The sequence below is a fragment of the Rahnella sp. CJA17(1/100) genome (genome assembly GCF_963881615.1).
GTDB lineage: Bacteria > Pseudomonadota > Gammaproteobacteria > Enterobacterales > Enterobacteriaceae > Rahnella > Rahnella aceris.
Window position 1 is genome coordinate 334,124 of sequence record NZ_CAWOJA010000022.1, and the last position, 21,593, is coordinate 355,716.

Annotated in this window: 19 protein-coding genes; 15 read left to right on the plus strand and 4 right to left on the minus strand. The window is 54.2% G+C overall.

The genetic code is table 11. The features are described from left to right. Positions 1-32 precede the first annotated feature (32 nt). Positions 33-800 carry a phospholipid-binding lipoprotein MlaA gene (mlaA, locus tag AACU55_RS13050; RefSeq protein ID WP_013574531.1) on the plus strand — a complete coding sequence of 256 codons (768 nt, stop codon included), beginning with the start codon at positions 33-35 and terminating at the stop codon, positions 798-800. A gap of 67 nt (positions 801-867) precedes the next feature. Here the strand turns inward: mlaA and fadL are convergent, their stop codons facing one another. Further along, positions 868-2,145, minus strand: a complete 1,278-nt coding sequence (fadL, locus tag AACU55_RS13055) for a long-chain fatty acid transporter FadL (protein WP_037036244.1) — start codon at positions 2,143-2,145, stop codon at positions 868-870. A 416-nt stretch (positions 2,146-2,561) separates the two neighbouring features. On the opposite strand from fadL, the gene AACU55_RS13060 reads away from it, so the two are divergent. From AACU55_RS13060 to sixA, 4 genes are all read left to right on the plus strand, one after another. Next, positions 2,562-2,894, plus strand: a complete 333-nt coding sequence (locus AACU55_RS13060) for a YfcZ/YiiS family protein (RefSeq protein WP_134705588.1) — start codon at positions 2,562-2,564, stop codon at positions 2,892-2,894. Positions 2,895-3,101: 207 nt separating this feature from the next. Further along, a complete protein-coding gene (gene fadI, locus AACU55_RS13065) occupies positions 3,102-4,415 on the plus strand; it encodes an acetyl-CoA C-acyltransferase FadI (RefSeq protein ID WP_037036242.1) in 1,314 nt (437 codons plus the stop codon). Continuing rightward, positions 4,412-6,613 (plus strand): fatty acid oxidation complex subunit alpha FadJ, encoded by a 2,202-nt coding sequence (gene fadJ, locus AACU55_RS13070; RefSeq protein WP_134705589.1) that lies wholly within the window; start codon positions 4,412-4,414, stop codon positions 6,611-6,613. The genes fadI and fadJ overlap by 4 nt, the downstream gene beginning before the upstream one ends. Before the next feature lie 421 nt (positions 6,614-7,034). Next, the gene (gene sixA / locus AACU55_RS13075; protein WP_013574536.1) at positions 7,035-7,523 is read left to right on the plus strand and encodes a phosphohistidine phosphatase SixA; all 489 of its coding nucleotides are present in this window, start codon (positions 7,035-7,037) and stop codon (positions 7,521-7,523) included. Between the two features lie 85 nt (positions 7,524-7,608). Here sixA and smrB read toward each other — a convergent pair whose 3' ends face one another. Beyond that, positions 7,609-8,148 (minus strand): endonuclease SmrB, encoded by a 540-nt coding sequence (smrB, locus tag AACU55_RS13080; RefSeq protein ID WP_013574537.1) that lies wholly within the window; start codon positions 8,146-8,148, stop codon positions 7,609-7,611. A gap of 203 nt (positions 8,149-8,351) precedes the next feature. On the opposite strand from smrB, the gene prmB reads away from it, so the two are divergent. From prmB to AACU55_RS13110, 6 genes are all read left to right on the plus strand, one after another. Continuing rightward, a complete protein-coding gene (gene prmB, locus AACU55_RS13085; RefSeq protein WP_013574538.1) occupies positions 8,352-9,284 on the plus strand; it encodes a 50S ribosomal protein L3 N(5)-glutamine methyltransferase in 933 nt (310 codons plus the stop codon). 82 nt (positions 9,285-9,366) lie between these two features. After that, positions 9,367-10,452 carry a chorismate synthase gene (aroC, locus tag AACU55_RS13090; RefSeq protein ID WP_013574539.1) on the plus strand — a complete coding sequence of 362 codons (1,086 nt, stop codon included), beginning with the start codon at positions 9,367-9,369 and terminating at the stop codon, positions 10,450-10,452. An 8-nt stretch (positions 10,453-10,460) separates the two neighbouring features. Continuing rightward, positions 10,461-11,312 carry a penicillin-insensitive murein endopeptidase gene (gene mepA / locus AACU55_RS13095; RefSeq protein WP_134705590.1) on the plus strand — a complete coding sequence of 284 codons (852 nt, stop codon included), beginning with the start codon at positions 10,461-10,463 and terminating at the stop codon, positions 11,310-11,312. A 45-nt stretch (positions 11,313-11,357) separates the two neighbouring features. Beyond that, positions 11,358-12,158, plus strand: coding sequence for a sulfite exporter TauE/SafE family protein (locus tag AACU55_RS13100; RefSeq protein ID WP_037036237.1), 801 nt, complete (start codon positions 11,358-11,360; stop codon positions 12,156-12,158). Positions 12,159-12,260: 102 nt separating this feature from the next. After that, positions 12,261-12,818 carry an elongation factor P hydroxylase gene (locus AACU55_RS13105; RefSeq protein WP_013574542.1) on the plus strand — a complete coding sequence of 186 codons (558 nt, stop codon included), beginning with the start codon at positions 12,261-12,263 and terminating at the stop codon, positions 12,816-12,818. A 24-nt stretch (positions 12,819-12,842) separates the two neighbouring features. Continuing rightward, on the plus strand, positions 12,843-13,121 hold the full coding sequence (locus tag AACU55_RS13110) for a YfcL family protein (RefSeq protein WP_013574543.1): 279 nt from the start codon (positions 12,843-12,845) through the stop codon (positions 13,119-13,121). A gap of 73 nt (positions 13,122-13,194) precedes the next feature. On the opposite strand, the gene mnmC is transcribed toward AACU55_RS13110, so the two are convergent. Next, positions 13,195-15,225, minus strand: coding sequence for a bifunctional tRNA (5-methylaminomethyl-2-thiouridine)(34)-methyltransferase MnmD/FAD-dependent 5-carboxymethylaminomethyl-2-thiouridine(34) oxidoreductase MnmC (gene mnmC / locus AACU55_RS13115; RefSeq protein WP_134705591.1), 2,031 nt, complete (start codon positions 15,223-15,225; stop codon positions 13,195-13,197). Between the two features lie 169 nt (positions 15,226-15,394). Between mnmC and fabB the strand changes: the two genes are divergently transcribed. From fabB to AACU55_RS13135, 4 genes are all read left to right on the plus strand, one after another. Further along, positions 15,395-16,615, plus strand: a complete 1,221-nt coding sequence (gene fabB / locus AACU55_RS13120) for a beta-ketoacyl-ACP synthase I (RefSeq protein ID WP_013574545.1) — start codon at positions 15,395-15,397, stop codon at positions 16,613-16,615. A 231-nt stretch (positions 16,616-16,846) separates the two neighbouring features. Further along, positions 16,847-17,332, plus strand: a complete 486-nt coding sequence (locus tag AACU55_RS13125; protein ID WP_134705592.1) for a DUF2946 domain-containing protein — start codon at positions 16,847-16,849, stop codon at positions 17,330-17,332. Positions 17,333-17,417: 85 nt separating this feature from the next. Beyond that, positions 17,418-18,890 carry a PepSY-associated TM helix domain-containing protein gene (locus AACU55_RS13130; protein WP_134705593.1) on the plus strand — a complete coding sequence of 491 codons (1,473 nt, stop codon included), beginning with the start codon at positions 17,418-17,420 and terminating at the stop codon, positions 18,888-18,890. A gap of 17 nt (positions 18,891-18,907) precedes the next feature. After that, a complete protein-coding gene (locus AACU55_RS13135) occupies positions 18,908-20,035 on the plus strand; it encodes an SLC13 family permease (protein ID WP_112151218.1) in 1,128 nt (375 codons plus the stop codon). Here the strand turns inward: AACU55_RS13135 and pdxR are convergent. Continuing rightward, positions 20,028-21,515 (minus strand): MocR-like pyridoxine biosynthesis transcription factor PdxR, encoded by a 1,488-nt coding sequence (gene pdxR / locus AACU55_RS13140; RefSeq protein WP_231576088.1) that lies wholly within the window; start codon positions 21,513-21,515, stop codon positions 20,028-20,030. The two genes, AACU55_RS13135 and pdxR, sit on opposite strands and share 8 nt — an antisense overlap. Positions 21,516-21,593: the final 78 nt, after the last annotated feature.

A 21,593-nucleotide genomic window follows, 5' to 3' on the forward strand; every position in this document is an offset into this window, starting at 1 on the left:
AGGAACCGACGATCAAAAACAGGGAGATATCCATGAACTTACGCCTGACTGGGCTGGCGTTTGCGACAGTTTTACTGGTCGGTTGTGCCGGCACATCCGGATCATCGGACAGCGAACAGCAGGGACGTTCTGATCCGCTCGAAGGTTTCAACCGGGTGATGTTCGACTTCAACTATAACTATATGGATCCGTATCTTGTGCGCCCTGTCGCGGTGGCGTGGCGTGATTACGTGCCGCAACCGGCGCGTAACGGTACCAGCAACTTCCTGAGCAACCTGGATGAACCGGCCAGCATGGTTAACTCCTTGCTGAAAGGCGATCCGTACCGTGCAGCGATCCACTTTAACCGCTTCTTCCTGAACACCATTTTAGGGATGGGGGGACTGATCGACGTCGCCGGGATGGCGAACCCGAAACTGGCGCGTGAAGAGGCGCAGGGCTTTGGCAGCACGCTTGGCCATTACGGCGTGGGTTACGGCCCGTATGTGGTTCTGCCAGGTTACGGCAGCGCGACAATTCGTGATGAAGGTGGTGATCTGGTTGATGATTTGTATCCGATGCTCAGCTATCTGACATTCTGGATGTCAGCCGGTAAATGGGTACTGGAAGGGGTGGAAACCCGTGCAGAACTGCTCGATTCTGATGGCCTGATCCGTAACTCTTCTGATCCGTATCTGTTTATACGTGAGGCTTACTTCCAGCGTCATGATTTCCTGGCAAGAGGCGGTCAGCTGATGCCGCAGGAAAACCCGAACGCCGCACTGATTCAGGGCGACCTGAAAGATATCGACTCGGAATAACCGTTCCGGACACACAAAAAAAGCGCCTTCCGGCGCTTTTTTTATATCAGGCATATCACTCAGTTCATCAGAAGCTGTAGTTAAAGTTCGCGCCGTACAGCATGGCGGTCCCTTTGGCCTGGTATTCGTAATTCGGTACACCATCAGCGACTTTCTCACTGATGTTCACCGTCTGGCCATGCATATAGGAGACGCCGACGTCCACAGATGCGTCTTTATTGAAGGCGTAAGTGGTACCGGCTGAAATCCAGAAGCGATCCTGATCCGGGATAGAAATGGTGCGGTTATCTGCCGGAACCGGGCTGTCATCAAAGGCGATACCGGTACGGAACGTCCAGTTATCGTCGTAGTAGTAGGTGGTACCCAACGCGATGCGGTAAGCATCATGAAAGCCTTCATCTTTCTGGAACAGCGTCTGGCCGTTAGAACCGGTGGCTTTCAGCTCCTGGAACTGGCTCCAGCTGGTGTAAGCCAGGCTGTAGTGAATCGCCCATTTCGGTGCCACACGGTTATAACCAGACACTTCCCACATTTCTGGCAGGTTCAGGGTCAGGGAACCCGGAACAGTTTGACCGCCAGTCCCGCCTAAGGCTTTCGGAATGCCGTTGCGGTATTCGCCGTCGAAGTCGATTTTAACTTCTGAGCGATAAGTAAAGCCGTAACGGTTATTGTCATCGACTTCATAAAGGATACCGGCGTTCCAGCCGTAGCCCCACTCGTTGCCTTTCAGCTTGGCGGCTTCAGTATCGGCTGGCAGCAGGCCGCCGGTTTTAATCGGCACCAGTTCACCGGCAGTACGACGGATTTTTGCTTTCGCGTAAACGGCATCAAAGCCCAGGCCGAAGCTGAAATGCTGGTTCAAACGGTAAGCAACGCTTAAGTTAGTGTTGACGGTAGTGAGGTCAGTTTCGCCGCCGATCGGGCCTGCCGGATAATTATCGCTGAATTCTGTCGCCAGACCGTAGTTTGACGTAGCCGATGCACCGACGGCCCATTGATCATTGAGCGGCATAATAAAGTGCAGGTTCGGTACCCACTGATTCGGTGCAATGTTATCCGCATCAGTGCTCTGACCTGTAACCGGCGAGTTGCCCGTCACTTTGACATCTGGGTCGATATAAATCGCGCCCGCGGAGAAGGAAGGACGATCAAACATGGTCATGGTTGCCGGGTTACGGCTCCCGGATGCCGCGGTGTCAGCGATGGCACCTTCACCGGAGAAAGAGCGACCTAAACCCGCAGCGGTATATTCATTTAACTGAAAACCTGCTGCATATACGTTGGAGGAAACAATTGCCACTGCAGCTGCCAGAGCTGATCTTTTAAACAGGTTTTTCTGGTTCATGACCAAAACCTCAATTTTATGTTTTTTATCAAACAATGTTACATGGAGTAACAATGAGCGCGGGATTGTAGGGTCCGTTATCAGTCTGACAAATCAGACCAGTGAGCGAAGTATAGGTCTGACCTGTGGTGAAGTTGCAATAATGTTTCGTTGATATTTCTTATTTGATGCAAGAAATTGGATCTGCTTAACAAAAAACAAACAATAAAAGTTCAATTAAGAAACGTTAAAGTGAGAACAATAACGCTGTAATCATCGATTACTTACATATACGTGATCTGGATCACCTGAAAGGCACATAATAAGTAAGTGCTAGTGTGTTGTCAGAGAGGTGGCGTAAAATACAGGCTGGAAATAAAACTTTATTCGCAAACAGGCCAGACGGTGGATGTTGCCGTTGGTGCCGGGGAGAAATTATGTCTGACGTAACCATGTCCTCTAAATCCACTCAACCTCTGCATTCCATCAACAAATGTGGTGCGGAAGAAACCGCAGCCTGCTGTTGTGTAGATGTGGGTACCATCATGGACAACACTGATTGCACTGCTTCTTACAGCCGCGTTTTCGAAACCGAAGCCCAGGCGAAAGAAACCCTGCAAGCCCTGACCGAACGTGCCCGCGGCGTGGAATCTGAGCCATGCGAAATCAACAGCCGTATCGAAAAAGTGGAAGGCGGTGTTGAACTGAATATCGATTTCACTTTCAGCTGTCAGGCTGAAACCATGATCTTCCAGCTCGGGCTGCGTTAATCCCCGTCTGGATAATAAATACCGCTTAAATAAGCGGTATTTTTTTGTCTGCTATTTCTGCCTGCCGCCTGTCTTCTCATTCTTATTTCAGAAAAATTTGCTGTTGCTCGCACTTCATTGCCTTTCACTTTGCCAAATGTAAATACATGGTTAAAACTGAGTTATCAGGTCTGACCTCTTAGGACCCTATTTTTCTCAGGAGCTTGTATGAATAACGTTATTCCACTGGTGACGCGTGAGGGCGATCGCATTGCGATTGTCGACGGTTTGCGCACGCCGTTTGCCAAACAGGCCACCGCTTATCACGGCATTCCTGCTGTCGATCTCGGCAAAATTGTGGTCAGTGAGCTGCTGGCAAAAAGTGGGATAGACCCGAAGCACATCGACCAGCTGGTTTTCGGCCAGGTAGTCCAGATGCCGGAAGCGCCGAATATCGCCCGCGAAATTGTGCTCGGCACCGGCATGAATGTGTCGACCGATGCGTACAGCGTTTCACGTGCCTGCGCCACCAGTTTTCAGGCGGTCGCCAACGTGGCTGAAAGCATTATGAGCGGCATGGTGCAGGTCGGGATCGCAGGCGGAGCGGATTCTTCTTCAGTACTGCCGATTGGCGTCAGCAAACGTCTCGCCCGCGCCCTGGTGGATGTTAATAAAGCGCGCACTCTGTCGCAGCGCCTTTCCATTTTCAGCAAACTGAAACTGCGTGATTTATTGCCGGTGCCGCCGGCAGTAGCCGAATATTCTACCGGTCTGCGCATGGGTGATACCGCTGAGCAGATGGCGAAAAGCCACAATATCAGCCGTGCGCAGCAGGATGAGCTGGCGCACCGTTCTCATACGCTGGCTGCGCAGGCGTGGGAGCAAGATTATTTAAGCTCGCAGGTGATGGCAGCGCAGATTCCGCCTTACCGCGAAGTGCTGCAAAAAGACAACAACATCCGCCTGAATTCTGAAATCAGCCAGTACGCCAAATTACGTCCGGCGTTTGACCGCAAACATGGCACCGTTACCGCTGCCACCAGCACGCCGCTGACTGACGGCGCGGCGGCGGTATTAATGATGAGCGAATCCCGTGCGCGTGAACTGGGCCTTGAACCTCTCGGCTACCTGAAAAGTTTCGCATTTGCTGCCATCGACGTCTGGGAAGATATGCTTCTCGGGCCTGCTTATGCCACGCCGCTGGCGCTGGACCGCGCAGGGCTGACGCTGGGTGATTTGGATCTTATCGATATGCACGAAGCGTTTGCCGCGCAGACGCTGGCGAATATCAAAATGTTAGCCAGTGATGAATTCGCCCGCGAAAAACTCGGCCGCAGTCAGGCAGTTGGCGAAATAGACTGGGATAAATTCAATGTTCTGGGCGGTTCACTGGCCTACGGACATCCTTTTGCGGCCACTGGCGCACGCATGATTACGCAAACGCTGCACGAATTACGCCGTCGGGGAGGCCGTTACGGACTGACGACGGCTTGCGCAGCGGGCGGCCTGGGTGCGGCAATGATTCTGGAGGCTGCGCAATGAGAGATAATATGGAAAATCTGAATCCGGCAGATACGGAAGCTGCCGAACCGGCTTCTGCTTTTTCTCTGATGTTTACTGCTGAACACGTGGGGATTATCACCATCGATGTTCCCGGTGAAAAAGTGAATACCTTAAGGGCTGAATTTGCTCAGCAAATCTGTGCCATTTTGCAAAAAGCGCAGCAGTATCCCAATCTGAAAGGTCTGGTGCTGATTTCCGGCAAACCGGACTCGTTCATTGCCGGTGCGGATATCACGATGATTTCCGGTTGCCGGACCGCTGCCGAAGCCAGTGAACTGGCGCAAAAAGGCCAGACGGTGATGTCGCAGATTGCGTCCTTTTCCGTGCCGGTGGTGGCGGCCATTCATGGTAGCTGTCTCGGCGGTGGTCTGGAACTGGCGCTGGCGTGCCATGCCCGCGTGTGTTCGCTGGATGAAAAAACGCAACTCGGCCTGCCGGAAGTACAACTGGGTTTACTGCCGGGTTCCGGGGGGACGCAGCGGCTTCCGCGGCTTATCGGCGCGCCTAAAGCGCTGGAGTTGATGTTAACCGGTCGCAGTGTTCGCGCGAAGCAGGCGCTGAGAATGGGGCTGGTGGATGACGCAGTACCGTATTCTATTTTGCTGCAAACGGCGCTGGAACGTGTGGCAAAAGGACGTAAATCACGTCCGCCATTGCCGTGGCAGGCGCGTCTGGCCGGTGGCCCGTTGGGCAAAAGTTTGCTGTTCCATTTTGTGCGCAAACAGACGCGGGCAAAAACGCACGGCAATTATCCTGCCACCGAAAAAATCATAGATGTGGTGAAAACCGGGCTGGATCAGGGCAGTGGTAGCGGCTATCAGGCGGAAGCTAAAGCCTTTGGCGAGCTGGTGATGACGCCGGAATCTGCAGCATTGCGCGGCCTGTTTTTCGCTTCCACCGCGCTGAAAAAAGAAAAGGGTGGCGATGCCGAACCCTTGCCGGTTCGCCGTGCAGGTATTCTCGGTGGTGGCCTAATGGGCGGCGGTATCGCGAATGTGACTGCCACCAAAGCCGGTCTGCCGGTGCGTATTAAAGACATTAATCACGAAGGCATCCGTCATGCCCTGAAATACAGCTGGGATTTGCTGGAGAAAAAGGTGCGAGGCCGCAGGCTGACCCGCAACGAACAGCAACGGCAGATGATGCTGATTTCCGGCACCACGGATTACAGCGGTTTTGCGCAGATTGATATCGTGGTGGAAGCGGTGTTTGAGGATTTATCGCTCAAGCAAGCCATGGTGGCAGAAATCGAGAAAAATGCTGCCCCCCATACGATTTTTGCCTCAAACACCTCTTCTCTGCCCATTCATAAGATTGCAGAGCAGGCTGACAGGCCGGAACAGGTGATCGGACTGCACTATTTCAGCCCGGTGGATAAAATGCCGCTGGTGGAAGTGATCCCGCATGCGGGCACCAGTGCGCAGACGATTTCGACAACGGTCTCGCTGGCCAGGAAACAGGGGAAAACGGCGATTGTGGTGGGCGACAGTGCCGGATTCTACGTAAACCGCATTCTTGCGCCTTACATCAATGAAGCGGCGCGTTGCTTACTGGCTGGTGAACCGGTCGATCACATCGACAAAGCGCTGGTGAATTTTGGTTTCCCGGTCGGGCCCATCCAGTTGCTGGATGAAGTGGGCATTGATGTCGGCACAAAAATTGGTCCGATTCTGGTGGACGCTTTTGGTGAGCGTTTTGCCGCACCCTCCGGTTTTGATGCAGTGCTGAAAGACGACCGAAAAGGGCGTAAGAACGGTAAAGGTTTCTACCTTTACGGGCAGAAAGGGCGGGCGACGAAGAAGAAACAGGTCGATCCGGCGATTTACCGTCTGCTGAATGTCACGCCAAAAGTGCAGCAATCAGAAGATGAGATCGCCCACCGTTGTGTGATGCTGATGCTCAACGAAGCCGTACGTTGTCTGGATGAAAACGTGATCCGCAGTGCGCGGGATGGCGATCTTGGTGCCGTGTTCGGAATTGGCTTCCCGCCATTCCTTGGGGGACCGTTCCGTTACATGGACCAGTTGGGCATCGCCAGTGTGGTGAAGACACTGGAGCGACTGGCGCATCAGTATGGTGAGCGCTTCACCCCATGCGAAGGGCTATTACGTCGGGCGCATCAGGGAGAACGGTTCTGTTCAGATAGCGGGACAGGCGATAAGGTCAGTAAAGTGTGATTGTGGTCACTGCTTATTGCTGAGTTTCGCGAGAATCTGGAACGGATCATGCTTCATGCTTGCAGTCAGACAAATGCCCGCGGGATCTTTTTTATGGTGGGAATGACTTTGTACAGAAACAATCCCAAGCGATTGATCTACAACCTGAGTGGTTAAAAAATCGCCTGAATAGTTTACAAGCGGTAAGGGTTGGTGTAAAAAACAGCGTTTTCTTTACGTGAAGTTTCAGGCAAAATGCCCGACCGCTGATGCTTACCATGCAAAGCATGTGGGCACAGCGCGTTAAGTGGATGTACTGCCTGACAGCTATCTTGTAATGAGAGACATCAATCAGACAGTGATTGAAATGCTGGGCAATGGGTAATACAGCACGCAAGGCGTTTCTGTATGGCGCTATTTTTGTTAACAAAAGCGGTGCAATATGCAAGTTGTAATCATGCGTCACGGTGATGCAGTTCTCGAAGCTGCAAGCGATTCAGTTCGCCCCTTAAGCGAATGCGGATGTGACGAATCAGTACATATGGCTGCCTGGCTGAATGGCCGTGGCGTCAAAATTGACCGCGTTCTGGTCAGTCCGTACCTGCGTGCGCAGCAGACGCTTGAAAAAGTGCGCCAGTGTCTGGCGCTGCCTGAAAACGTTGAGATTGATATTCTGAAAGAACTGACACCGGGCGGAGATCCTGCCGTGGTCGCCAGTGAACTGCAGCATCTGGCGCTGACCGGCGTCAGCGCGGTACTGGTGGTATCTCACCTACCGCTGGTCGGTTATCTGGTGGCAGAGCTGTGTCCGGGTGTTTGCCCCCCAATGTTCGCCACTTCCGCGATGGCAAGTGTTGAACTGAACGGTGAAACCGGGCAGGGGACTTTCGACTGGCAGTTCAGCCCATGCCAGGTGATGGCTAAGGTTTAGTTTTCCGGGACGGAAAACTAAACAAAGAAAGGCACAGCTTCTGCTGTGCCTTTCTCGTTTCTGGATATCGGTGTTGAGTTCGCGGTTAGCTGATTTTGTCGTCCAGCTCCACCAGCACCAGCAAAGCAGCGTTGCCGCCGAACTCTTTTGGGGCCTGATGGAAGGCCTCGACATCAGGATGCTGTGCCAGCCACAGCGGAGTTTGCTGCTTGAGAATATGTTTGCCGTGACCGTGCATTACGCAGGCGCAATGCACATGTTCGCGGCGGCAGGCGGCGATCAGCGCGCCCAGTTCCTGCTTAGCTTCTTTCTGTGTTAAACCATGTAAATCCAGAAACAGTTCGGGCGAATAATCCCCGCGGCGCAATTTTTTCAATTCGAAATGACTGACGTCAGGCCGGATATGGCGAACCGGACCTTCTTCCTGCAACATCGGCTGGAATTCATCGGAAAAATAATAACTCGCGTCCACCTGTTCCTGAATCAGCTTTTTAGGCGACAGTTCTGATACCTTTTTCCGTAGCGGGCGGTGAGTAATCGTATCGTTTTTCAGGCGCTTGATGCCCGGAACAGCCTCGCGGAATAACGCCGCTTCCTCGGGGCTGAGCAGGTGTTTTTTCTTCATTTTTTTATCGTCATTTTCGTTCAATACAGACAGTGTACCTTCCGTCCCCCTGCGGTTTAAAGAAAACTCAGGGTTAAATTCTTCGAGACATCGCGCAAGTGCGTTGACTAGCTGCTGATTTGTGGCAGGCTTCGTGGCAAACTATGCGGCAAATAATGGGTTAAACGTCTGTTAAAAACCCGTGCACTGCCTGGAGAATAAAATTGGACAAAATTTTCGTCGACGAAGCTGTCAGTGAACTGCATACCATTCAGGATATGCTGCGCTGGACCGTCAGCCGCCTGAACGCGGCCAATGTCTATTACGGTCACGGCACCGATAATCCGTGGGACGAAGCAGTGCAACTGGTCTTGCCAAGCGTGTTTTTGCCGCTGGACATTCCTGAAGATATGCACACCGCGCGCCTGACATCCAGCGAGCGCCACCGCATTGTTGAACGAGTCATCCGCCGCGTTAATGAGCGTGTTCCGGTTGCCTATCTGACTAACAAAGCCTGGTTCTGTGACATGGAATTCTATGTCGATGAACGTGTACTGGTGCCCCGTTCGCCAATTGGTGAGCTGATCAGCAACCGGTTTTCCGGCATTCTGAGCGAACAGCCCCAACACATTCTGGATATGTGTACCGGCAGCGGCTGCATTGCCATTGCCTGCGCTTACGCGTTCCCTGAAACCGAAGTCGATGCCGTCGACATTTCTGCCGACGCGCTGGCCGTGGCGGAGCGCAATATCGACACGCACGGTATCGAGAACTGGGTCACGCCAATCCGCTCTGACCTGTTCCGCGAATTGCCGCCGCTGCAATACGACCTGATTGTCACCAATCCGCCGTATGTGGACGAAGAAGACATGTCAGATTTGCCGCAGGAATACCGCCACGAGCCGGTTCTGGGTCTGGCTTCCGGCAGCGACGGTCTGAAACTGACCCGCCGCATTCTGGCCTGCGCGCCGGATTACCTGACCGATAACGGCGTATTGATTTGCGAAGTGGGTAACAGCATGGTGCATCTGATGGAACAGTATCCTCAGATCCCGTTCACCTGGCTGGAATTTGAAAACGGCGGCGACGGTGTCTTTATGCTGACTAAACAGCAGCTCGTCGATTGTGCCGAAGAGTTCCGCGCATACCGCGACTGATATACCCGTCATCGATGACAATCATGACCGGTGTTGTGCCGGTCATTCAGAAAACAATCAACATAATGGTTAAGGAGCCGTGATGGCAGGGAACAGTATTGGGCAGTTTTTCCGCGTCACTACTTTTGGCGAATCCCACGGTGTGGCACTGGGCTGTATTATTGACGGCGTGCCGCCGGGCATTTCGCTGACCGAAGCAGACCTGCAACACGATCTCGACCGTCGTCGTCCGGGCACCTCGCGTTACACCACGCAGCGCCGCGAAGCCGACGAAGTGAAAATTCTTTCGGGCGTGTTTGAAGGCGTGACCACCGGCACCAGCATCGGTCTGATTATCCAGAATACCGATCAGCGTTCGCAGGATTACAGCGCGATCAAAGACGTGTTCCGTCCGGGACATGCCGATTACACCTACGAGCAAAAATACGGCGTGCGCGATTACCGTGGCGGCGGTCGTTCGTCTGCCCGTGAAACCGCGATGCGCGTGGCCGCAGGTGCGGTTGCCAAGAAATATCTGCTGGAAAAATTCGGCGTTAAAGTGCGCGGGTATATGTCGCAAATGGGCGATATCACCTGCGAACTGAAAGACTGGGATCTGGTAGAAACCAACCCGTTCTTCTGCCCGGATGAAAGCAAGCTGGAAGCGCTGGATGAACTGATGCGTGCGCTGAAAAAAGAAGGCGATTCGATTGGTGCCAAAATCACCGTCGTGGCGGATCACGTGCCGGTCGGTCTTGGTGAACCGGTGTTTGACCGTCTGGATGCCGATCTGGCGCACGCGCTGATGAGCATTAATGCGGTGAAAGGCGTTGAAATTGGTGACGGTTTTGCGGTTGTCGCAAAACGCGGCAGCGAAAATCGTGACGAAATCACACCGAAGGGTTTCGAAAGCAACCACGCTGGCGGCATTCTTGGCGGGATCAGCAGCGGCCAGCCGGTCGTAGCGCATCTGGCGCTGAAACCGACTTCCAGCATTACCGTTCCCGGCCGTACGATTAACCGCGAAGGCGAGCAGGTCGAGATGATTACCAAAGGTCGCCATGACCCGTGTGTCGGTATCCGCGCTGTGCCGATTGCCGAAGCAATGATGGCGATTGTGCTGATGGATCATTTACTGCGTCAGCGTGCTCAGAACGGCGACGTCCACTCCACCGTGCCACGCTGGTAATTTATCTGATGAATCCTTTACGCACGCTTCCTGCGTTTCGTGCTGTTTGCGTCAGTTTTCTGGCGCTTGCACTTTGCGCACCTGCCATAGCCGTAACGCCGTGGCAGAAAATCACCCAGCCCATTTCCGGCACGCCGCAAGCGATTGGCAGTTATGCCAATGGTTGTCAGGTTGGCGCACAGCCGCTGCCGCTGAACTCTCCGGCCTATCAGGTAATGCGTACCGATCAGCATCGCTATTTCGGCCAGCCGGATTTACTGGCGTTCATCACCCGTCTGGGCACACAGGCTCAGCAAAAAGGGCTGGGCACCATGCTGGTCGGGGATATGGCGATGCCGGCTGGCGGGCGCTTTAGCAGTGGTCACGCCAGTCATCAGTCCGGGCTGGATGTGGACATCTGGCTGCAACTGCCGCGTCAGCGCTGGAGCGAACAGATGTTGCTCAAGCCGCAGCCTATCGATCTGGTCAGCGCCAACGGTAAATCCATTGTGCCAGCTCAGTGGCAGCCACGGATCGAAACGCTGATCAAAATGGCAGCGCAAGATAAAGACGTGGTACGGATCTTCGTCAATCCGGCCATCAAACAACAGCTTTGTCTGGATGCCGGAACGGATCGTGAATGGCTGCATAAGGTGCGTCCGTGGTTTGGTCATCGCGCGCACATGCACGTTCGTCTGCGTTGTCCGGTCGGTAACCTCGAATGTGAAAATCAGGCACCGCCGCCTCCGGGTGATGGCTGTGGCGCTGAGCTGCAAAGCTGGTTCCTGCCACCCAAGCCGGGCAGCGGAATCCCTGTGAAAAAAGAGCCGCCTCCGTTGCCGCCTTCGTGTCAGGCGCTGCTGGATAAACACGTTCTTTAATACGTTTTACTCACCCTTCGTCACGCATAGCGAGCTGACAGAAAAATGGACTGGTTGATTGTTGCCCCGTGGGTTTTGGTTGTTTTATTTTTCGTTGCACTGTTTGCCGGTTTCATTGATTCCATTGCAGGTGGCGGCGGATTGATCAGCCTGCCAGCGCTGCTGGCGGCGGGTGTGTCACCGGCGCAGGCAATTGCCACCAATAAGCTGTCATCGATCGGCGGATCTTTCTCTGCCAGTCTTTACTTTGTGCGGCGTGGCGTGGTGGACCTTAACGATCAGAAGCTGAATATCGCCTGTACCTTTACCGGTTCGGTGATCGGCGCGATCCTTATCCAGCATCTGCGCGCCGACATGTTGCGCCAGGTGCTACCGCTGCTGATCATCTGCATCGGTTTATATTTTTTACTGACGCCGCGTCTGGGTGAAAGTGACCGGGCAAGGCGCTTAAATGCTCTGCCGTATGCGCTGGTGGGCGGCGGTTGCGTGGGTTTCTATGATGGATTTTTTGGTCCCGGTGCAGGGTCTTTCTACGCGCTGGCCTTCGTGACGTTATGCGGGTTTAACCTGGCAAAAGCCACGGCACATGCGAAAGTCCTGAATTTTACCTCAAACCTGGGCGGGCTGATCTTCTTTATACTGGGCGGAAAAGTGATCTGGGTGCTGGGATTTGTCATGGCCGCCGGACAGTTTATCGGCGCACGACTGGGCGCACGTATGGTGCTCAGTAAGGGGCAGAGGATGATCCGCCCGATGGTGGTTATCGTTTCCGTGGTGATGAGCTGCAAGCTGATTTACGACAATCATGGTGCCGAAATTCATCAGTGGTTAAGCCTGCATTTATAATGTCCGGAGCAGCAGAATGCTTGCCTGAAGTCATGAAAACACGCGTTTAAACAGGGGTATATTGTCGCCCCTGATCTTACTTTAACGAGTTTCACTGCAATTATGTCTGATTCGACTGCAACACATAACTATCATCAACTGATCGACATTTTTGATTCCTGCTTTTTTGAGGAATTTAATGTTCGCTTAGTGAAAGGCGACGACGAACCGATCTATCTGCCTGCTGATGAACAAGAACCGTTTAACCGCATTGTGTTCGCACACGGTTATTACGCCAGTGGCATGCATGAAATTTCCCACTGGTGCGTGGCCGGTGCTGAGCGCCGTAAACGGGTTGATTTCGGCTACTGGTATTGCCCGGATGGCCGCGATGCGCAAACACAAAGTGAATTCGAGAAAGTGGAAGTCAAACCACAATCTTACGAATGGCTGTTCTGTGCAGCGGCGGGTTTTCGTTTCAACGTTAGCTGTGACAATCTCAGCGGCGATTGCGAGCCGGACCGCGTGGGTTTCCAGAACAAAGTACGCGAAGAAGTGCTGCGTATGCTGGAGCAGGGTATCCCTGAAAGACCGGCGCGCTTTATTAAAGCGTTACAATCGTTTTACAATACGGCCCCGTTGACGCCTGCAGATTTCCCTGCATTGCAGCCGATCGAATAAGAACTGAACACGAGAGGAAGAGTAATGATCGCAGAATTTGAAACGCGGATTTTAACGCTAATCGACGATATGGTCGAAAGCGCCAGCGACGATGAGTTATTTGCCAGTGGCTATCTGCGAGGCCACCTGACCGTTGCCGTAGCAGAAGCGGAAGAAAACGGTGAACACACCGCCGAAGCGTTGAAACTCCGTGTTCAGGACGGTCTGGACAAAGCCATCAAAGCCGGTGAACTTTCGCCGCGCGATCAGCTTCTGGTGCAGGGGATGTGGGAAAATCTGTATCAGGCATCTCTCCCTCAGTAATCTCTTTTCAGTAAAAAAAAGCGCAGCGACGGATTAACCGGCTGCGCTTTTTTATTGCCTGAAAAGTGGCGGGTTAATGCGATTCGACCGGGCGGCCTTTCAGCAGTTTTCTGACCCACATCCGGTTCGGATTCAGTGCCGCCAGCGTGTCACTGTCGAGCGGCAGCGGTTCACCGGCAATCTGCGCCGCCAGAATTTCCGCACCCAGCGGCGCGGAACTCAGACCGCGTGAGCCGAGCGCGCCAAACAGAAACAGATTTTCATACACCGGCGCTTCTGCAACCGGGCGATGACGCTGAATATCCAGATCCAGTTTTTTATAGCTTTCCAGCAATGCGTCGTAATCTGACACCGAGCCGATCATCGGCAGATGATCCCGTGTCGCGCAACGTACGCCGTTTCGCGCTTCGCCTTCACTCACATCCACGTCATGCGGCCATTGCTGATCCGGCAAACAGTTGAGTAAACGCTGGCGGTTTTCCTGCTGATCCTCCTCACGGTAATCCGTGCATTTGTCGGCGCGGTGATAGCTTGCGCCAATACAATGATGCTGATTCTGCGGGCTGACCGGCGTCATATAGCCGTCGTAACACAGCACCTGTTTAAGCTTGCTCAGCGCCGGTGTGGTCGGAATATGCGAAACCTGACCGCTGACCGCGTAAACCGGCAGTTTTTCGGTCTGGCTGAAATCTGTAATGTCCGCACCGTTCGCCAGGACTACCGCCTGATGACGGGCAACATGGCCATCGGCAAAGGTCAGCGCCCACTGCGAATCTGCGTCAAAATTTAATGCGGTCGCGCGCTGGCGATAATGCACCGTCAAGCCCTGCGTTTCGGCCAGCGCAATCAGCGAAGCCGTCAGTTCTGCCGGACACAGCCACGCGCCGAGCGGATACGTCACGCCGCCGCTGCCGCATGGCAATCCGCACAACGCTTCCACATCTTCTTCACTCAGCCCTTTCGCCAGTGCTTCCGGCCAGCCGCCTGTGAGAATGCCGTCAATTTTGCCCTGACTTTTTTCGTCATAACCCAGTTGCGTGACGCCACTCCAGCCGTGATCGAAAGGCACATCCCGCTTTTCAAGCTGTGCATACTGGCGGCGGGCGAAGGTGAAGGCATGCGCAAAGAAGTTTTCCAGTGTGTCGCCGCGGCCATTAAGCAACGGATAAACCGCGCCCTGGCGGTTACCGGAAGCGCCGAGCGCCGGTTTTTCATCGGCGCAATACAGCGTGACCGCAAAGCCACGGCGAAGTAACGCCAGCGACAATACCGCGCTGGCGACGCCGCCGCCGAGAAGCGCGAATTCAGTGGCATTTTTCGCCGCCGGGCGCACATACCACGGTGCGGGATGAGGTACATCAATTTTTGCCGGCAGCACACCGGCTAACATATGCCGCTTTTCGCCGAATCCCGGCACCTTGCTGATGTCAAAACCTGCGTCCTGCAATCCGCGGCGGACAAAACCGGCCACGGTGAAAGTGGCGAATGTACCCTGCGGGCGGGTCATTTTCGCCATAGAACGGAATAACGCCTCCGTCCACATGTCCGGGTTTTTGGAAGGCGCAAATCCGTCGAGAAACCAGGCGTCGACCTGCTGATTCATACTGGTGTCACATGCCGGAAGCAGGGTAGTCACATCGCCGAACCACAGATCAAGCGTGATGCGCCCGTCCGCCAGCAGCAGCCGGTGACAGCCGGAAAAGGCCATCGGCCATTGTTCGCAAAGCTGCGCGGAATACGCGGCGAGTTCGGGCCATTGTGTGTGCGCTGTCGCCAGATCATGGGCAGACAGCGGGAATTTCTCGTAGCTGATGAAATGCAGGCGTTGCAGCACAGCGTCGGGGTGCGCCTCGCGGAACGCATCGAAGGCTTGCCACAGCGACAGAAAGTTCAGGCCGGTGCCAAAACCGGTCTCGGCGATGATGCACAACTGGCGGGGGTGAGCGGCAAAACGCGCCGGAAAATGATTGCCATTGAGAAAAACATGACGCGTTTCCAGCAGGCCGTTCTGATTGGAAAAATAGACGTCATCAAAATGTCGGGAAACAGGTGTACCCTGTTCGTTCCAGCTTAATTCAGCGGGCGTGATCGGGTTATGGCTCACGTGAAACTCTCTCAGTTCAAGGCGATGCCGGAGTTTAACGCTGCGTTTGCACCCGCGCAAATTTACCACGATTTACACAAGGAATTGCTGATCGGACTTGTTCGGCGTACAACTGTACGCTAGAGTGCGTGACGAAATCCCAAATGGTGAATAGTACAAGAGGTATTAAATGAAACGTGCAGTGATTACTGGCCTGGGTATCATCTCGAGCATCGGTAACAACAAGCAGGAAGTTCTTGCATCTCTGCAGGAAGGTCGCTCTGGGATCACCTTCTCGCAAGAGCTGAAAGATGCCGGGATGCGTAGTCACGTCTGGGGTGATGTCAAATTAGACACCGCAGGCCTCATCGATCGTAAGATTGTGCGTTTCATGAGTGATGCCTCGATCTACGCTTACCTTTCCATGCAACAGGCGATTGAAGACTCTGGTCTGACCCCTGAAATGGTTTCCAACGAACGTACCGGCCTGATTGCAGGTTCCGGCGGCGGTTCTCCGCGCAATCAGGTTGCGGGCTCCGACGGTATGCGTGCCAAAGGCCTGCGCGGCGTTGGCCCTTACATGGTGACCAAAGCGATGGCTTCCGGCGTGTCAGCCTGCCTTGCGACCCCATTCAAAATTCGTGGTGTTAACTATTCCATCAGTTCTGCCTGCGCCACCTCTGCACACTGCATTGGTAACGCGGTAGAAATGATTCAGCTGGGCAAACAGGACGTGGTGTTTGCCGGTGGCGGTGAAGAGCTGTGCTGGGAAATGGCGTGCGAATTCGACGCGATGGGCGCACTGTCCACCAGCTACAACGAAACACCAGACAAAGCTTCCCGTACCTACGACAAAGCGCGTGACGGTTTCGTTATCGCAGGCGGCGGCGGTATGGTTGTTGTCGAAGAGCTGGAACACGCTCTGGCACGTGGCGCGCACATTTACGCAGAAATCGTTGGCTACGGCGCAACGTCTGATGGCGCAGACATGGTGGCTCCATCTGGTGAAGGCGCAGTGCGTTGCATGAAAATGGCAATGAACGGCGTGGATACCCCAATCGATTACGTGAACGTGCACGGGACTTCTACCCCGGTCGGCGACGTGAAAGAACTGGGCGCTATCCGTGAAGTGTTCGGCGATAAAACCCCGGCACTGTCTTCTACCAAAGCCATGACCGGTCACTCGCTGGGTGCCGCAGGCGTTCAGGAAGCGATCTATACCTTGCTGATGGCTGAATACGGCTTCATCGCGCCAAGCATCAACATCGAGAACCTCGATGAGCAGGCAGAAGGCATGGACATCATCACTAAACCCACTCAGCGCGAGCTGACGACTGTGATGTCCAACAGCTTCGGCTTCGGTGGCACCAACGCCACGCTGGTCATGCGTAAGCTGAAAAACGACAAATAATCTGTCGCTAAGTCAGTCAATAAAAGCCTGCTTCCGAGCGGGCTTTTTTACATCCATCATCCTTCGGGCCGTCTCTGCGCTGGCTTCGTTCATTCACCTCAGTCACTTACTTTTGTAAGCTCCTGAGGATTCATTCTCTCGCCGCCTTGATGCAACTCGAATGATTTTGGATATGTTTCTCAACAATTCAGGTACAATTTCGCCGCTTCTTATTTTCACCTTGTTGACATAATGCTCTCACTCAGACACATCCATCATCGACATCTGCATGTTCCGACCTGGCTCGGGATAGTGGCGATCCTGATGTTGTTTATTGCGCCGGTGATTTCTAAATCGCTGGTGGCTGAGGGTGCGCAGCATATGATGATGCCCGGCATGATGATGTCCGATATGGACATGGATATGCCGGATGCAGATATGGCTGACATGAATATGTCAGGTCATCACGCATCATCGATGGAACATTGTCAGAAGCAAGCCTGTAAATCAGCGCCGCAGGATGCGGTGAAAGCTATGCTTTCCGGTGAAATGAGCGATGCTGCCTGCGGTTATTGCGTGCTGCTGGTGCATTTACCGATGCTCGATTTACAGGCCATGCCGATGCTTTGGTCGCTGGATTTTTCCAGCCGTGCCCCTCCGCGCGCTGTTATACAACGTCTTATCCCTTCGCTGTTTTTCACGGATTCCCAACCCCGCGCACCGCCTGTTTTTCTGTAACTGCCTCTGAATCAATTTTTTCAAGTTAACTGCGATTGTTATCGCTGTTGACGGCGTGCTATTTGAAATTCAGGAAATCAGATTTATGAATCAACCTGCAAACCTGCCTGCCAGCGCGGGAAAAAAAATGCCTGCACAAGCGGCCTTTCTGGCGTTGCTGCGCCGTGTGCATTTTTACATTGGCCTGTTCGTCGGACCGTTTATTTTTGTCGCGGCACTCACCGGTACGTTGTATGTGCTGACCCCTCAGTTCGAAAATTATCTCTATTCTGATGCGCTCTTCACCTCCTCACACGGTGAACCGCAGCCGCTTTCCCGACAGATTGATGCGGCGCTAAACGTAACCGGCCAGGATAAACAGATTTATGCGGTCAGACCGGCTCCGTCTGCCGGTGAGACCACACGGGTCATGTTTTCTGATCCGCAACTGGGCGCCTCCAAAAGCCGGGCGATTTTCATCGATCCGGTGACGCTGGCGGTGAAAGGGGACATGACGGTGTACGGCACCAGCGGCATTTTGCCGTTCCGCACCTGGCTGGATGATTTGCATCGCGGCTTACTACTCGGTGATGCGGGGCGTATTTACAGCGAACTCGCTGCCTCCTGGTTGTGGGTAGCGGCATTGGGTGGCGTGGTGCTCTGGTTCACTGGCCGCCGTCAACCCCGCCAGTTGCGTAAGGTCAGCGGGAAAGCGGAAAAACAGCAGCACAGTCGCCGCTGGCACAGCACGCTCGGCCTGTGTTTACTGGCTGGCTTACTGTTCTTCTCCGCTACCGGCCTGACGTGGTCGCAATGGGCGGGTGACAATATCGGTGTGCTGCGCGCGTATATGGGCTGGATGACGCCTGCCGTGAAAACCAGTCTGGATCCGCAGGCGGCCGCCGCACCTGCGGATGAACATGCGGAACATCATGCGCAGATGGCAGACATGCCTGATATGCCGGGTATGGACATGTCTGCGCATAAACAGCCTGCTGTGCCGCAAGCCGTCGCTGTTTCTGCACAGACTTTTGATGCAGTGGTACAGGCGGCGCGTGAGTCTGGCATTGCGGCGAACAAGATTGAAATCCGTCCGACGTATAATGCGGAGAAAGCCTGGACGGTGACGGAAGTTGATCGCCGCTGGCCGACGCAGGTGGATGCGGTGTCCGTCGATCCCCGCTCCATGCAGATTGTCGATCACGTGCGGTTTGCTGATTTCCCGTTGCTCGCCAAACTCACCCGCTGGGGCGTGGATGCACATATGGGGATTCTGTTCGGCGTCTGGAATCAGGCCATCCTGGTGATTTTTGGTGTCGGACTTTGCGTGATGATTGCCTGGGGATATCGCCTGTGGTGGCTGCGCAGAACGGTCAGCAATGACGGTAGTCATCCGGTTGTTACTCTGCTGCAAACCTGGAAGTCGGTGCCGTTCAGCCTGCAATGCCCGATTTTGGTGATCACGCTCGGTCTGGCAATTTCATTGCCAGTAATGGGCGCGAGTTTACTTATTTTTATGCTGATCGATGTTATCCGCTGGCAGCGGCGAAATTCTTCGGGTAACGTCAGCGCATTCTGATCAGAGAAGAAAAAAACATGTTGATGGCGGCATCTGGCTCTGTATTGAAGCCTTTTTTACGTGACAGATTTTTGCATCTGTTAATCCTGCTTGGTGTCATTCTGACCCTGTTCCAGCCGGAGAAAATCAGCCGGTTCCCGCAGTTTGTGGACTGGGACACGATCGTAACTTTGCTGGGTTTGCTGATGCTGACCAAGGGCGTTGAGGTCAGCGGTTATTTTGATTTTGTTGGCCGTAAGATGATTAACGCCATCGACAATGAGCGGCGGCTGGCGCTGTTTCTGGTCACTGCGGCGGCGCTGCTGTCCACGTTTATGACCAATGACGTCGCACTGTTCATCGTGATTCCGCTGACGATCACGCTGAAGAAACTGACGTCGTTACCGGTGACGCGGCTGATTATATTTGAAGCGCTGGCGGTGAATGCCGGTTCGCTGCTTACGCCGATCGGTAATCCGCAAAATATCCTGCTATGGAATAAATCCGGTCAGTCGTTCCTGCATTTTATCGGGCAGATGGCACCGCTGGCGCTGATAACCCTGGCTGCATTATTGCTGGTGACCTGGTTTTGTTTTCCGTCGCATAGTCTGAAAAAGATTGAAAACAATCAGGGATACCCTTTCCGCAAGCGTCTGCTGGTAAGCTGCGTCGTCCTTTACGTGGTGTTTATTGCCTGTGTCGATCTGGGGCTGGCGTTGTATGGGTTGCTGGCGGTGATCCTGTGCTTTTTATTGCTGGCGCGGAATGTTCTGCTGCGTATCGACTGGCCGCTGATCCTGGTGTTTATCGTGATGTTTATCGATGTGCGTTTACTGGTCGGGTTGAATGCCCTGCAGCCTGCGTTTACCCACATTCATAGCTTGCCAGATTACGGACATTATCTGCTGAGCATCGGGCTTTCTCAGGTGATCAGCAATGTGCCTGCGACGATCCTGATGATCAACTATTTACCTTCCGGGCCGCTGCTGGCTTATGCCGTCAATGCCGGCGGTTTCGGGCTGGCGATAGGCTCACTGGCCAATCTCATCGCGTTACGCATGGCGAATGACAAAAAGATCTGGCTGCGGTTTCACTATTACTCTTTCCCGTTCCTGCTGTTCAGCGGCATCACGGGCTGGCTATTGCTGACGCTGTTTGTTAAATGACAGGCACCTGCAGCGAAGCCAGACGGTTCACGGCGGCGGTGATTTCAGCGGGGGTTAATGCTGAGAACCCGAGCAGCCAGCCGTCCTGATGTTGTGTCACTACACCGGCGCTGGCGGTAAACAAAGGTGAAAGCCGTGGCGTCTCAACGCCAGCCTGTGCGGCAAGGGCGCTGAAATGCGGTTCCTGCCCGGCAGGCAGACGGGCAGCGAGCTGTAACCCTCCGGCTGCCACCTGAGGTGTCAGCCATTCAATCTTTTGCTTAATTTGCGCCAGCAGATGATCACGGCGGCTATGGTAAAGCTGACGTGACAAGCGCAGATGTGAAGCGAAATGCCCGGCCTGCATAAATTCCGCCGTGACGGCCTGCATCAGTTGCGAAGAATGGCCGTCATTCACGGTGCGCATCATCACCATTGGCGCCACCAGCGCAGGCGGTAATACGGCATAGGCCAGCCGCAAAGACGGAAATAAAACTTTCGAGAACGTCCCCACATAAATAACCCGCTGATGTTTATCCAGCCCCTGCATGGCCGGAAGCGGTCGCCCGTCGTAATGCAGTTCGCTGTCATAATCATCTTCGATGATCCAGCTGTTGTGACGTTTCGCGTATTCGAGCAGGTGTAAACGGCGTGACAAACTCAGGCTGACACCGGTCGGGTAATGGTGTGATGGTGTCAGGTACATAAGGCGTGGCACGGGTGAATCAGCTTCCGGTGCCATTCCCTGTTCATCCACCGCATTGGCGCAAATGTCGGCTCCGGCACTGGCAAACGCGTTGCGGGCGCCCGGATATCCCGGCTGCTCAACCCAAACCCTATCCGCCGGATCAATCAGCAGCATCGCCAGCAGTTGTAATGCCTGCTGAGAACTGGTGGTGATCAGGATGTGTTCAGCGCTGCAAATGACCCCGCGTGACTGCTGAAGATAGCTGGCCAGCGCCTCGCGCAACGGCAAATACCCTTGCGGGTCGCCATATCCCAGCAGACGTTCGCCCTGAGTCCGCAGTTGTCTGGCGGTGATTTGCTTCCAGATTTTCAGCGGGAAGGCGCGCAGATCAGGCGAACCGGCTGCAAAGGCGACGGGCGATTGCGGATCACGACAACCGCCGGTGGCGACAATTTTCTCTCCGCGCGCTGACAATCCCGCCAATCCCGGTGGGATGACTTTACTGTTTCGGGAGGACGGAGCGCGGGGCAGTGACTGGCTGACAAAGGTGCCTTTGCCGGTATGGCGCTGAAGATAGCCCTCCGCTTCTGCCTGCGCGTAGGCGGCTTCCACGGTCACCCGTGAGAGTTTCAGATCACAGGCCAGAATGCGGGAAGAGGGCAAGCGTTCTCCGCCAGCCAGCGCGCCGGAATTGATGGCCTGCCGCAACGCAGCACACAGCCGGTCACGCAAACCTGCCGCAGCGCCTGAACCGTTGGTCGCTGTGTTTTCGAAAAGCGTAATCAGTGCAGAGGGCTGAGACAGTGCTGGCATAATGGGTCTTATCATCGGCTTGAAATTGGCATTAATCATAAGACCAAAAACAGCGATGATGGAACTGTTTTCAGCCAT

Excerpts from the sequence above, each read along its gene's own strand:
- AACU55_RS13110 (WP_013574543.1), top strand. The coding sequence starts at position 12,843 with ATGATCGCAGAATTTGAAACGCGGATTTTAACGCTAATCGACGATATG.
- AACU55_RS13125 (WP_134705592.1), top strand. The coding sequence starts at position 16,847 with ATGCTCTCACTCAGACACATCCATCATCGACATCTGCATGTTCCGACC.
- fadI (WP_037036242.1), top strand. The coding sequence starts at position 3,102 with ATGAATAACGTTATTCCACTGGTGACGCGTGAGGGCGATCGCATTGCG.
- sixA (WP_013574536.1), top strand. The coding sequence starts at position 7,035 with ATGCAAGTTGTAATCATGCGTCACGGTGATGCAGTTCTCGAAGCTGCA.
- mepA (WP_134705590.1), top strand. The coding sequence starts at position 10,461 with ATGAATCCTTTACGCACGCTTCCTGCGTTTCGTGCTGTTTGCGTCAGT.
- fadJ (WP_134705589.1), top strand. The coding sequence starts at position 4,412 with ATGAGAGATAATATGGAAAATCTGAATCCGGCAGATACGGAAGCTGCC.
- AACU55_RS13135 (WP_112151218.1), top strand. The coding sequence starts at position 18,908 with ATGTTGATGGCGGCATCTGGCTCTGTATTGAAGCCTTTTTTACGTGAC.
- smrB (WP_013574537.1), bottom strand. The coding sequence starts at position 8,148 with ATGAAGAAAAAACACCTGCTCAGCCCCGAGGAAGCGGCGTTATTCCGC.
- fadL (WP_037036244.1), bottom strand. The coding sequence starts at position 2,145 with ATGAACCAGAAAAACCTGTTTAAAAGATCAGCTCTGGCAGCTGCAGTG.
- AACU55_RS13105 (WP_013574542.1), top strand. The coding sequence starts at position 12,261 with ATGTCTGATTCGACTGCAACACATAACTATCATCAACTGATCGACATT.
- mlaA (WP_013574531.1), top strand. The coding sequence starts at position 33 with ATGAACTTACGCCTGACTGGGCTGGCGTTTGCGACAGTTTTACTGGTC.
- AACU55_RS13100 (WP_037036237.1), top strand. The coding sequence starts at position 11,358 with ATGGACTGGTTGATTGTTGCCCCGTGGGTTTTGGTTGTTTTATTTTTC.
- fabB (WP_013574545.1), top strand. The coding sequence starts at position 15,395 with ATGAAACGTGCAGTGATTACTGGCCTGGGTATCATCTCGAGCATCGGT.
- AACU55_RS13130 (WP_134705593.1), top strand. The coding sequence starts at position 17,418 with ATGAATCAACCTGCAAACCTGCCTGCCAGCGCGGGAAAAAAAATGCCT.
- aroC (WP_013574539.1), top strand. The coding sequence starts at position 9,367 with ATGGCAGGGAACAGTATTGGGCAGTTTTTCCGCGTCACTACTTTTGGC.
- pdxR (WP_231576088.1), bottom strand. The coding sequence starts at position 21,515 with ATGCCAGCACTGTCTCAGCCCTCTGCACTGATTACGCTTTTCGAAAAC.
- AACU55_RS13060 (WP_134705588.1), top strand. The coding sequence starts at position 2,562 with ATGTCTGACGTAACCATGTCCTCTAAATCCACTCAACCTCTGCATTCC.